General features: G+C 63.8%; 11 protein-coding genes. 8 read left to right on the top strand and 3 right to left on the bottom strand.

Annotation, left to right across the window (positions count from 1 at the left end):
- Positions 1 to 3: 3 nt before the first annotated feature.
- From gloA to FHW83_RS19635, 3 genes are read right to left on the bottom strand one after another with little or no spacing between them, the layout of a single operon-like run.
- Positions 4 to 411: a lactoylglutathione lyase gene (gloA, locus tag FHW83_RS19645; RefSeq protein ID WP_176648037.1), complete on the bottom strand. Its 408-nt coding sequence runs from the start codon at positions 409 to 411 to the stop codon at positions 4 to 6.
- Positions 412 to 451: 40 nt separating this feature from the next.
- Positions 452 to 1762, bottom strand: a complete 1311-nt coding sequence (locus tag FHW83_RS19640; RefSeq protein WP_176648036.1) for a sorbosone dehydrogenase family protein — start codon at positions 1760 to 1762, stop codon at positions 452 to 454.
- An 11-nt stretch (positions 1763 to 1773) separates the two neighbouring features.
- On the bottom strand, positions 1774 to 2016 hold the full coding sequence (locus FHW83_RS19635; protein WP_176648035.1) for a hypothetical protein: 243 nt from the start codon (positions 2014 to 2016) through the stop codon (positions 1774 to 1776).
- 134 nt (positions 2017 to 2150) lie between these two features.
- Between FHW83_RS19635 and FHW83_RS19630 the strand changes: the two genes are divergently transcribed.
- From FHW83_RS19630 to dnaJ, 8 genes are all read left to right on the top strand, one after another.
- Positions 2151 to 3203 carry a DUF3667 domain-containing protein gene (locus tag FHW83_RS19630; protein WP_176648034.1) on the top strand — a complete coding sequence of 351 codons (1053 nt, stop codon included), beginning with the start codon at positions 2151 to 2153 and terminating at the stop codon, positions 3201 to 3203.
- A gap of 63 nt (positions 3204 to 3266) precedes the next feature.
- The gene (locus tag FHW83_RS19625; protein WP_176648033.1) at positions 3267 to 4175 is read left to right on the top strand and encodes an NAD kinase; all 909 of its coding nucleotides are present in this window, start codon (positions 3267 to 3269) and stop codon (positions 4173 to 4175) included.
- A gap of 18 nt (positions 4176 to 4193) precedes the next feature.
- Positions 4194 to 5846, top strand: coding sequence for a DNA repair protein RecN (gene recN / locus FHW83_RS19620; RefSeq protein WP_176648032.1), 1653 nt, complete (start codon positions 4194 to 4196; stop codon positions 5844 to 5846).
- Positions 5847 to 5910: 64 nt separating this feature from the next.
- Positions 5911 to 6141, top strand: a complete 231-nt coding sequence (locus FHW83_RS19615; protein WP_218106357.1) for a hypothetical protein — start codon at positions 5911 to 5913, stop codon at positions 6139 to 6141.
- A 33-nt stretch (positions 6142 to 6174) separates the two neighbouring features.
- Positions 6175 to 7284 carry a ferrochelatase gene (gene hemH / locus FHW83_RS19610; RefSeq protein ID WP_176648030.1) on the top strand — a complete coding sequence of 370 codons (1110 nt, stop codon included), beginning with the start codon at positions 6175 to 6177 and terminating at the stop codon, positions 7282 to 7284.
- A gap of 211 nt (positions 7285 to 7495) precedes the next feature.
- Positions 7496 to 8053, top strand: coding sequence for a nucleotide exchange factor GrpE (gene grpE / locus FHW83_RS19605; RefSeq protein WP_176648029.1), 558 nt, complete (start codon positions 7496 to 7498; stop codon positions 8051 to 8053).
- A gap of 75 nt (positions 8054 to 8128) precedes the next feature.
- Positions 8129 to 10072 (top strand): molecular chaperone DnaK, encoded by a 1944-nt coding sequence (gene dnaK, locus FHW83_RS19600; RefSeq protein WP_176648028.1) that lies wholly within the window; start codon positions 8129 to 8131, stop codon positions 10070 to 10072.
- Positions 10073 to 10239: 167 nt separating this feature from the next.
- Positions 10240 to 11361: a molecular chaperone DnaJ gene (dnaJ, locus tag FHW83_RS19595; RefSeq protein ID WP_176648027.1), complete on the top strand. Its 1122-nt coding sequence runs from the start codon at positions 10240 to 10242 to the stop codon at positions 11359 to 11361.
- Positions 11362 to 11405 lie beyond the last annotated feature (44 nt).

Below are 11405 nucleotides of genomic sequence, written 5' to 3'. Positions count from 1 at the left end.
GGCTTACAGCCCGGCGCCCTGACCGTCGAAGCTGCGTTCGATCAGTTCGATCTTGTAGCCGTCCGGGTCGGTCACGAAGGCGATCACGGTGGTGCCGCCCTTGACCGGGCCCGGTTCGCGGGTGACGTTGCCGCCGTTGGCCTTCACGGCCGCGGCGGTGGCGTGGATGTCCTCGGCCGAGATGGCGATGTGGCCGTAGGCGGTGCCCATGTCGTAGCTGGTGGTGCCGTAGTTGTAGGTCAGTTCCAGCTCCGCGTGGTCCGGGTTGGAGCCGTAGCCGAGGAAGGCCAGCGTGTACTTGTATTCCGGGTTGTCGCTGGTGCGCAGCAGCTTCATGCCGAGCACCTTGGTGTAGAAATCGATGGAGCGCTGCAAGTCGCCAACTCGCAGCATGGTGTGCAGGATGCGCATGGTAAATCCTCGTTTGTATGAAAACCAAACAAGGATTTTATCAGCGGCTGGCCGATTGCGCTGCCGCCGGCGCCACCCGCCACACCACGTTGCCGACGTCGTCCGCCACCAGCAGCGCGCCCTGGCCATCGACCGCCACGCCCACCGGCCGGCCCTGCGCCTTGCCCTCGCGGTTGAGGAAGCCGGTCAGGAAATCCTGCGGCGGCCCGGACGGCTTGCCGCCGCTGAACGGGATGAACACCACCTTGTAGCCGCTGTGCGGCTTGCGGTTCCACGAGCCGTGCTGGCCGATGAACACGCCGCCCTGGTACGGCTGCGGGAACAGCTTGCCCTCGTAGAACGCCAGCCCCAGCGAGGCCGTGTGCGCTCCCAGCGCGTAATCGGGCGCGATGGCCTTGGCCACCATCGCCGGCTGCGGCGGCTTGACGCGCGCGTCGACGTGCTGACCATAGTAGCTGTAGGGCCAGCCGTAGAAGCCGCCATCTTTCACCGAGGTCATGTAGTCGGGCACCAGCTCGTTGCCCAGCTCGTCGCGCTCGTTGACGGCGGTCCACAAGGTCTTGCTGGTCGGTTCCCAGCCCATGCCGTTGGGGTTGCGCAGGCCGGTGGCGTACAGGCGCGACTTGCCGCTGGCCAGGTCCAGCTGCCAGATGGCGGCGCGCCCCAGTTCCTCCTCCATGCCGTTTTCCGCCACGTTGCTGTTCGAGCCCACCGTCGCGTACAGGTACTTGCCGTCCGGGCTGGCGATGATGTTCTTGGTCCAGTGGTGATTGCGGGTGCCGGCCGGCAGGTCCATCACCTTGGTGCCGGGCGCGGTGATGCTGGTGGCGCCCTCCTGGTAGGGGAAGCGCAGCACGGCGTCGGTGTCGGCCACGTACAGGTACTGCCCCACCAGCGCCATGCCGAACGGCGAGTTCAGTCCCTTGAGGAACACGGTGCGGGTTTGCGCCGCGCCGCTGGCGTCCAGCCCGCGCAGCAGCGTGATGCGGTTGGCCGATTCGGTCACCGCGCCGGCCTTCTTCTGCACCGCCTTCATCACCATGCCCTTGACGCCCTTGCTGTCCTCCGGCTTGGGCGGCGCGTTGGTTTCAGCCACCAGCACGTCGCCGTTGCGCAGCGTGTAGACCCAGCGCGGATGGTCGAGCCCGCTGGCGTAGGCGCTGACCCTGAAGCCGGGCGGCGCCAGCGGCTGCTGCTGGCCGCTCCAGCGCTCGACCGGGGCGATGTTCACGGTGGGGATCAACTGCTTGTCCGGTTCCGGCAGCGTGGGGTTGGGGCCGAAGCCGGGCGGGTAGGCCTGGGCCAACGCCAGCGCGGGCGCGGCCAGCAAGAGGGTGAGGTGACGGCGCATGGACGGTCCTTTCAATCGCGCTTGACGTGCGGTTGCGGCTTGGCCTCGGCGTCCGCGCGCGGCTTTTGCACGCCGCGCTGGTTGTGCAGGTCGGTGTCGACCATGCCGCTCTCGATATCGGCCGCGGCCTGGCGGATGATGCTGCGCGGCTTGGCGCCGTTGCCGTCGGGCGCCTCGTCGCGCTCGTGCGGCATGCGCTTGACGCCATCGTCCTTGACCTTGGCGTCGGTATTGATGTGTTGTTGCTTCAACATGGCGGCCTCCATCAGGGTTGATGCGGCCCATCTTAGCGAGTTGGTTTTGTGCCGGTCGCCACATTGAATTCCGACAATTTTTTAGCGAAGTCGTTTATCATTTAGACCACGTTTTTCTTCCCGGGACTTTCTGCATGAGCACTGACGCCAAGCTGGACAACTGCGCCAACTGCGACACGCCGCTGAGCGGCCATTTCTGTTCCAACTGTGGCCAGGAGGCGGTGCTGCACCACGCCAGCACGCGCGAGTTCGTGCATGAATTCATCGGCCACTACGTGGCGCTGGAGGGCAAGCTGTGGAGCTCGCTGCGGCTGCTGATCCTCAAGCCGGGCGAGCTGACCAACGAATACATCCGCGGCCGCCGCGTGCGCTATGTGCAGCCGCTGCGCATGTACCTGACCTTCAGCGTGCTGTTCTTCGCGCTGTTCAAGCTGACCAGCGGCGGCGGCACCCACGTCGAGGCCAAGATCGAGGGCCAGACCACCGCCGCCAAGGTGGTGGCGCCGGCGCGCGTGCTGGCCGACACCGTGGCCGCCGAGCGCGCCAGGATCGGCAAGCCGGCGACGCCGGAGGAGGTGGCCGGGCAGTCGGCGGCCAAGGAGGCCGTGGCCGAGATGATGAACGACATGGCGGCCGAGGACGCCAAGTCCGAGATGCGCGCGGCCAAGGCGCAGGAAGCCAGGCCGGAGGAAAAGGACAACGTCGACCAGAACATCAACGAGGAATACATCGACGGCAAGCTGAGCGACTGGCCGCTGCTGCGTCGCCAGTGGCACGCGCTCAACCAGTTGCCGCCGGAGCAGCAGGTCAAGGTGTTCAAGGATGGCATGAGCCACTACGCGCCGTACGCCATCTTCTGCCTGATGCCGGTGTTTGCGCTGTTCCTCAAGGTGCTGTATCTGGGCTCGGGGCGCCGCTTCGGCGAGCACATGCTGTTCGCGCTGCACACCAACGCTTTCGCCTTCCTGATGTTCTGCGTGATCCTGCTGGCGCATTTCCCGCTGCTGCAGTTCGCGCTGTGGTGCTGGCTGATCGGCTACCTGCCCTGGGCCATGCGGCGCGTGTACCACAGCGGCCGCCTTGGCACTTTTGTCCGCTGGTCAGCGCTGATGCTGGCCTATATGATCGCGCTGTTGTTCGCGGTGATGGTTTCGGCCGGCATGGGCATCCTGTCGGTCGGCCATTAAACTTGCGCCGGACACTGTTTAAATGTACAGTGACGGCGCGCCTTGCTTGAAGCCGAGATTTTTATGACCACCACGCACGCTGTTTTCCACACTATCGCACTGGTCGTGCGCCCGAATACCGACGGCATCGCCGAATCGGTGGGCAGCGTGGTCGATTTCCTCCAGCAGCGCGGCTACGAGGTGGTGTTCGAGGAAACCACCGCCGCCCATCTGGGCGTGCAACTGGACGATGCCCGTGTGCTGAGCGCGGCCGGCATCGGCGCCGAGTGCGATGCCGCCATCGTCATGGGCGGCGACGGCACCATGCTGGGCATCGCGCGCCAGCTGGCGCCGTTCAACGTGCCGCTGATCGGCATCAACCAGGGCCGGCTCGGCTTCATGACCGACATTCCGCTGGAAGACATGCACGACGCGCTGGGGCGCATCCTGAGCGGCAGCTACAAGGCCGAGCGCCGCACCCTGCTGGAAGGGCGGGTGATGCGCGGCGACGCCAGCATCCACGTCGGCATGGCGGTCAACGACGTGGTGGTCTCGCGCGGCGCCGGCGCCGGCATGGCCGAGCTGCGCGTGGATGTGGACGGCCAGTTCATGTACAACCAGCGCTCCGATGGTTTGATCATCTCCACCCCGACCGGCTCCACCGCCTACGCGCTGTCGGCCGGCGGTCCGCTGCTGCACCCGGCGCTGGGCGGCATCGTGATGGTGCCGATCGCCCCGCACGCGCTGTCCAACCGGCCGATCGTGCTGCCGGAATCGAGCGAGATCGTGGTGGAGATCGTGCGCGGGCGCGACATCAGCGTCAACTTCGACATGCAAACCTTTGCCAGCCTGCAGTCGCAGGACCGCATCGTGATCCAGCGCTCGCCGCACGCGATCACCTTCCTGCATCCGGACGGCTGGAGCTACTACAACACCCTGCGCGAAAAGCTGCACTGGAACGAATACCCGTCCGGTGAGGGCAAGCTCGCTTAATCACACTCATTGGCCTCCATGCTGCGTACCCTGTCCATCCGTGATTTCGTTATCGTCGATTCGATAGAACTGGAATTTTCCGCCGGCTTCACCGTGTTCACCGGCGAGACCGGAGCCGGCAAATCGATCCTGATCGATGCGCTGACGCTGGCGCTGGGCGGCCGCGGCGACGCCAGCGTGGTGCGCGAGGGCGCGGCCAAGGCCGACATCACGGCCGATTTCGCGCTCAGCGAGCAGGCGCGCGCGTGGCTGGTGGCGCATGAATTCGCGGTCGAGGAGGGCGGCGCGCTGCTGCGCCGCGTGATCGACAACGCCGGCCGCAGCAAGGCTTACATCAACGGCATCGCCGCCACGGCGGCGCAGCTGCGCGAGCTGGGCGATCTGCTGGTCGATATCCACGGCCAGCACGCGCACCAGTCGCTGATGAAGACCGAGGCCCAGCGCGATCTGCTGGACGGCCAGGCCGGCGCCGGCGGCGAAGCGCGCGCGGTGGCGGCGGCCTACAAGGCGTGGCGCGCGCTGGCCAAGCAGCTGGAGGAGTTCGAGACCAACGCCGCCAACGTGCTGTATGAGCGCGAGCGGCTGGAGTGGCAGGTCAACGAGCTGGAAAAGCTGGCGGTCAAGCCGGGCGAGTGGGCGGAGGTCAGCAATGAGCAGAGCCGCCTGTCGCACGCGGCCAGCCTGATGGAAGGTGCGCAGGAGGCGCTGGCGGCGATCTCCGAGGCGGAGGATCATCCGATTCTGTCACAGCTGTCGTCGCTGAACCAGAAGCTGGGCAAGCTGGCCGATATCGACAGCGGCCTGCAGCCGATCGTGGACCTGATCGAGCTGGCGCGCATCCAGCTGCAGGAGGCGGTGTATGCGCTCAATGATTATCTGGATCGCGTGGACCTCGATCCGGCGCGCCTGCGCAGCGTCGAGGCGCGCATGGACGCCATCCATTCGGCCGCGCGCAAGTTCCGCGTGCCGGAGGACGAGCTGCCGCAGGAACACGCCAGGCTGGCCACGCGCTTGTCGCAGCTGGCCGACGCCACCGACCTGGAAGGTCTGCGCAAGCAGGAAGAGAAACTGAAGTCGGCCTACCTGGCCGAGGCGTCCAAGCTGAGCGCCACCCGCGCGCGCGCCGCCAAGCTGCTGGGCGAAGCGGTCACCAAGGCGATGCAGGAACTGAACATGACCGGCGGCCGTTTCGAGGTCGCGCTGCATCCGTGCGAATCGGCCGCGTATGGCGTCGAGCAGGTGGAATTCCTGGTGGCCGGCCATGCCGGTGTGGCCGCGCGGCCGCTGGCGAAGGTGGCCTCGGGCGGCGAACTGGCGCGCATCTCGCTGGCGATTTCGGTCATCACCTCCAACGCCACCACGGTGCCGACCCTGATCTTCGATGAAGTGGACAGCGGCATCGGCGGCGGCGTGGCGGAGGTGGTGGGGCGTTTGCTGCGCCGGCTGGGGCAGGAGCGGCAAGTGCTGTGCGTGACGCACCTGCCGCAGGTGGCCAGCCAGGCCGGCCAGCACTTTCAGGTGGCCAAGGGCACGCTGGACAACGGCAAAACCGCCTCGCGCATCGACGTGCTGGACGCCAAATCGCGCGTGGAGGAGATCGCCCGCATGCTGGGCGGCCTGGAAATCACCGCCACCACCCGCAAACACGCCCGCGAGCTGCTCGCGTCTTGATATGGCTCAGTTCAAGCGCGGATAAACGCGCTAAGATTGATTACTGGCCTTGACGATGGAGGCGATGATGGATTTGGCGCTGAGGGTTGATAGATTGGAAGCTTTCGCCGAGGATGCGAAAGTACGGCTGGTGCGTATCGAAACGCGTCTCGATGCAATGGAGGCCCACATGGCGACAAAAGCAGATCTGGCCTCGCTTGAAACCAGGTTGATCAAGTGGTTTATTGTTACTGCGTTTGCCATTACCACGGTCATGAGCGGCGTGGCCGTCGCGATTGTCAAGCTTATACATTAAGATAACGGCTTACGGTTCAACCCTCAGCCATTCATGACCTTCCAAAAAGAACCTTCCCGCAAGCACGGCAGCGTCGGCCGCAGCGCCATCGTTCTGGTGAATCTCGGCACGCCGGACGCGCCGACGCGCACCGCCGTGCGCCGCTACCTCAAACAATTCCTGTCCGACCCGCGCGTGGTCGAGATTCCGAAAGCCGTCTGGTGGTTCATCCTCAACCTGATCATCCTGCCGTTCCGCTCCGGCCAGTCGGCGAAAAAATACGCCACCATCTGGACCAGCGAAGGTTCGCCGCTGCGCACCCACACCGACGCCCAGGCGCTCGGCTTGCGCGCCGCGCTGGGCGAACGCGGCCACGAAGACCTGATCGTCGCCATGGCCATGCGCTATGGTTCACCGTCGCTGCCGGAAGTGCTCAGCAAGCTGAAGGCCGACGGCGCCGAGCGCGTCCTGGTGCTGCCGGCCTATCCGCAATATTCCGGCACCACCACCGGCTCCATCTACGACGCCGTGTTCCAGCACTACGGCAGCGTGCGCAACATTCCGGAGCTGCGCTTCGTGCGCAACTACCACGATCATGACGGCTACATCCGCGCCCTGCGCGACTCCGTGCTCAACCACTGGGAACAGCACGGCAAGCCGGAAAAACTGGTGATGAGCTTCCACGGCGTGCCCAAGCGCACCCTGATGCTGGGCGACCCCTACCACTGCGAATGCCTGAAAACCGCGCGTTTGCTGGCCGCCGCCCTCAAGCTGACGCCGGAGCAGTACGTGGTCACCTTCCAGTCGCGTTTCGGCAAGGCGGAGTGGCTGCAGCCCTACACGGCGCCGACCGTGGCCCAGCTGGCGCGCGACGGCGTGCGCCGGGTGGATGTGATCTGTCCCGGCTTCATCAGCGACTGCCTTGAAACGCTGGAAGAAATCAATATGGAAGTGCGGCACGATTTCGAAGCCAATGGCGGCCGCGAATACCACTATATTCCCTGTCTGAACGAAACCCCGGCCTGGATCGCCGCGCTGGCCGAGATTGCCGAGCAGCACATCATTGGCTGGCCGACCCAGCTGGCGCCATCGCAGCGCGAGGCCCTGCGCAAGGATGCCGAGGCCGGCCGCGCCAAGGCCCTGGCGCTCGGCGCCGCCGACTGAAAAGCAACAATCCCGCCCCCGTCACGCCGTCACCCGATAATCAGCACTTGCGGGTGACGAGTGCCAGCCTGTTAAAATAGCCGCCTGATGCAGCTTAACGTTGTCGAAATGGCAGGCAAATAAACCCTTGAAATCGTAGGTTATTGCCCCATTTGCTGCCACAGCGGTAACAAAAGTAATGTCAAACAAATACGATTGTAGGAGTCTTTAGATGCAAGATCAGGAAAACCAAGCCGTACCACCTAATCCAGAGGCGGCTGAAGCCGCTGCGTCGGCCCCACCATCGACCCCGGAACAAGCCGCTGGCCAGCCGTCGCTGGAAGAACAGCTGGCCGCTACCGAAGCCAAGCTGGCTGAAATGCACGACGCCTTCATGCGCGCCAAAGCCGACGGTGAAAACATCCGCCGCCGCGCCCAGGAAGACGTGGCCAAGGCCCACAAATTCGCTGTCGAAAGCTTCGCCGAGGCCATGGTGCCGGTCAAGGACAGCCTGGAAATGGCCCTGAAAGTGGACGCGCCTACCGTCGAATCGCTGAAGGAAGGCGTGGAAATGACGCTGAAACAGCTGTCCTCCGCCTTCGAGCGCAACCGTCTGATCGCCATCGAACCGGCCCAGGGCGAGAAACTGGACCCGAACAAGCACCAGGCCGTGGCCGTGGTGCCGGCCGACCAGGAAGCCAACACCGTTGTTGCTGTGCTGCAAAAAGGTTATATGATCGCCGACCGCCTGCTGCGTCCGGCCATCGTCACCGCAGCGCAAGCAAAGTAATTTTAAGCTCTTGAAACAATAGAGTTTTTCCACATATTAGTACCATCTGAACTTTAGCAAATAAGGAAAAAAATCATGGGTCGTATTATCGGTATCGATTTGGGAACCACCAACTCGTGCGTTTCCGTCATGGAAAACGGTCAGCCTAAGGTAATCGAGAACGCCGAAGGCGCACGCACGACGCCATCCATCATTGCTTATCAAGACGATGGTGAAATCCTGGTCGGCGCGCCGGCAAAACGCCAGGCTGTGACCAACCCTAAAAACACCCTGTTCGCGGTGAAACGCCTGATCGGTCGTAAGTTCGACGAGAAGGAAGTGCAGAAGGACATCGGCCTGATGCCTTACGCCATCACCAAAGCCGACAACGGCGACGCCTGGATCAGCGTGCGCGACAAGAAACTGGCGCCGCCACAAATCTCGGCCGAAGTGCTGCGCAAGATGAAGAAAACCGCGGAAGACTACCTGGGTGAAGAAGTCACCGAGGCCGTCATCACCGTGCCTGCGTACTTCAACGACTCGCAGCGTCAGGCCACCAAGGACGCCGGCCGCATCGCTGGTCTGGACGTCAAGCGCATCATCAACGAACCAACCGCGGCGGCACTGGCCTTCGGCCTGGACAAGTCGGAAAAGGGCGACCGCAAGATCGCTGTGTACGACCTGGGCGGCGGTACCTTCGACGTGTCGATCATTGAAATCGCCGACGTGGACGGCGAGAAGCAGTTTGAAGTGCTGTCGACCAACGGCGACACCTTCCTGGGCGGCGAAGACTTCGACCAGCGCGTGATCGACTACATCATCGAAGAGTTCAAGAAGGTCAACGGCCTGGATCTGAAAAAAGACCCGATCGCCCTGCAGCGCATCAAGGCTTCGGCCGAGCGCGCGAAGATCGAACTGTCGTCGTCGCAGCAGACCGAGATCAACGAGCCGTACATCGCCATGGCGAACGGCGCGCCGGTCCACCTGACCCTGAAGATCACCCGCGCCAAGCTGGAATCGCTGGTGGAAGAGCTGATCAACGCCACCATCGAGCCATGCAAGACCGCGATCAAGGACGCCGGCATCAAGGTTTCGGACATCGACGACATCATCCTGGTCGGCGGTATGACCCGTATGCCGAAGGTGCAGGAGAAGGTCAAGGAATTCTTCGGCAAGGATCCACGCAAGGACGTGAACCCGGACGAAGCCGTGGCCGTGGGCGCCGCAATTCAAGGTTCGGTGCTGTCGGGCGAGCGCAAAGACCTGCTGCTGCTGGACGTGACCCCGCTGTCGCTGGGTATCGAAACCCTGGGCGGCGTGATGACCAAGATGATTCACAAGAACACCACGATCCCGACCAAGTTCTCGCAAGTGTTCTCGACCGCCGACGACAACCAGCCTGCGGTGACCATCAAGGTCTACCAGGGCGAGCGTGAAATCGCGGCCGGCAACAAGAGCCTGGGCGAATTCAATCTGGAAGGCATCCCGCCAGCGGCACGCGGCACGCCACAGATCGAAGTGACCTTCGACATCGACGCCAACGGCATCCTGCACGTCGGCGCGAAAGACAAGGCCACCGGCAAAGAGAACAAGATCACGATCAAGGCCAACTCCGGCCTGACCGAAGCGGAAATCCAGAAAATGGTGAAAGACGCCGAAGTCAACGCCGAAGAAGACAAGAAAGTGAAGGAACTGGCCGAGTCGCGCAACCAGGCCGACGCGCTGGTGCACTCGACCCGCAAGTCGCTGACCGAATACGGCGACAAGCTGGAAGCCGGCGAGAAAGAGAAGATCGAAGCGGCGATCAACGACCTGGAAGCCTCGGTCAAATCGGGCGACAAGGCCGAGATCGACGCCAAGGTGGCCGCGCTGTCGACCGCTTCGCAGAAGCTGGGCGAGAAGATGTACGCTGACATGCAAGCCCAGCAAGCCGCTGGCGGCGCCGAAGGTGGCGCGGCCCCAGGCGCCGGCGCCGAGCAGGCCAAGCAGCAGGACGACGTGGTCGACGCCGACTTCAAGGAAGTCAAAGACAGCAAGTAATACCCGGTCGTCCCCGCGCAGGCGGGGACCCATGCTGAGTCAATGATGGACGCTCAGCATGGATACCCGCCTGCGCGGGTATGACGATACGCCGAGCCGCGTGGTCATGCCGCCGGCTCGGCTTTTTCGCATAAATCAGTACAGAATATAAGCAAGGTTACGACAACATGGCAAAGCGTGATTTCTACGAAGTACTCGGTGTTGCAAAGGGCGCATCCGAGGACGAGATCAAGAAGGCCTATCGCAAACTGGCTATGAAGTACCATCCGGACCGCAATCCGGACAGCAAGGACGCGGAAGAGAAATTCAAGGAAGTCAAGGAAGCCTACGAGATGCTGACCAATCCGGAGAAGCGCGAGGCGTATGACCGCTACGGTCACGCCGGCGTCGATCCGAACATGGGCGGCGGTGGCGGCTTTGGCGGCGGCGGTTTCGGCGACGCCTTTGGCGACATCTTTGGCGACATCTTCGGCGGCGGCCGCGGCCGCAGCCAGGGGCCGCAGGTGTACCGCGGCGCCGACCTGCGCTACAACCTGGAGATCACGCTGGAACAGGCCGCGCACGGCTTCGACACCACCATCCGCGTGCCGTCGTGGGACAAGTGCGACACCTGCCACGGTTCGGGCGCCAAGCCGGGCACCTCGCCGGTGACCTGCTCGACCTGCGCCGGCCACGGCCAGGTGCGCATGCAGCAGGGCTTCTTCAGCATCCAGCAGACCTGCCCGAAATGCCACGGCACCGGCAAGATCATTCCCGAGCCCTGCGCGGCATGCTCGGGCCAGGGCCGCATCAAGCGCAACAAGACGCTGGAAGTGAAGATCCCGGTCGGCATCGACAACGGCATGCGCATCCGCTCGTCCGGCAACGGCGAGCCTGGCACCAATGGCGGGCCGTCGGGCGACCTGTACGTGGAAATCCACATCAAGCCGCACCCGGTGTTCCAGCGCGAGGGCGACGACCTGCACTGCGAAATGCCGATCTCGTTCGCCAAGGCGGCGCTGGGCGGCGAAATCGAGGTGCCGACGCTCTCTGGTAAAGTAGCGTTTACGATCCCCGAGGGCACCCAGTCGGGCAAGACCTTCCGCCTCAAGGGCAAGGGCATCAAGGGCGTGCGTTCCGGCTTCGCGGGCGACCTGTTCTGCCACGTGGCGGTCGAGACCCCGGTCAAGCTGACCGAGAAGCAGAAGGAACTGCTGCGCGAGTTCGAGAAGTCGACCACCGAGGGCGGCTCCAAGCACAGCCCGCAGACGAAAACCTGGCGCGACAAGGTGAAGGACTTTTTTGAGTAATTCGCCAGTCACGTTGAATCGGTAATATCCAGACCGCCGCGCTG

The sequence above is a fragment of the Duganella sp. SG902 genome (genome assembly GCF_013376005.1).
Taxonomy (GTDB): Bacteria; Pseudomonadota; Gammaproteobacteria; order Burkholderiales; family Burkholderiaceae_D; genus Rugamonas.
This window is presented reverse-complemented; position numbering and strand designations above follow the sequence as displayed.

Bases quoted from the DNA above. Each gene is read 5' to 3' on its own strand.
- gloA (WP_176648037.1), bottom strand. From the start codon at position 411: ATGCGCATCCTGCACACCATGCTGCGAGTTGGCGACTTGCAGCGCTCC.
- FHW83_RS19640 (WP_176648036.1), bottom strand. From the start codon at position 1,762: ATGCGCCGTCACCTCACCCTCTTGCTGGCCGCGCCCGCGCTGGCGTTG.
- FHW83_RS19635 (WP_176648035.1), bottom strand. From the start codon at position 2,016: ATGTTGAAGCAACAACACATCAATACCGACGCCAAGGTCAAGGACGAT.
- FHW83_RS19630 (WP_176648034.1), top strand. From the start codon at position 2,151: ATGAGCACTGACGCCAAGCTGGACAACTGCGCCAACTGCGACACGCCG.
- FHW83_RS19625 (WP_176648033.1), top strand. From the start codon at position 3,267: ATGACCACCACGCACGCTGTTTTCCACACTATCGCACTGGTCGTGCGC.
- recN (WP_176648032.1), top strand. From the start codon at position 4,194: ATGCTGCGTACCCTGTCCATCCGTGATTTCGTTATCGTCGATTCGATA.
- FHW83_RS19615 (WP_218106357.1), top strand. From the start codon at position 5,911: ATGATGGATTTGGCGCTGAGGGTTGATAGATTGGAAGCTTTCGCCGAG.
- hemH (WP_176648030.1), top strand. From the start codon at position 6,175: ATGACCTTCCAAAAAGAACCTTCCCGCAAGCACGGCAGCGTCGGCCGC.
- grpE (WP_176648029.1), top strand. From the start codon at position 7,496: ATGCAAGATCAGGAAAACCAAGCCGTACCACCTAATCCAGAGGCGGCT.
- dnaK (WP_176648028.1), top strand. From the start codon at position 8,129: ATGGGTCGTATTATCGGTATCGATTTGGGAACCACCAACTCGTGCGTT.
- dnaJ (WP_176648027.1), top strand. From the start codon at position 10,240: ATGGCAAAGCGTGATTTCTACGAAGTACTCGGTGTTGCAAAGGGCGCA.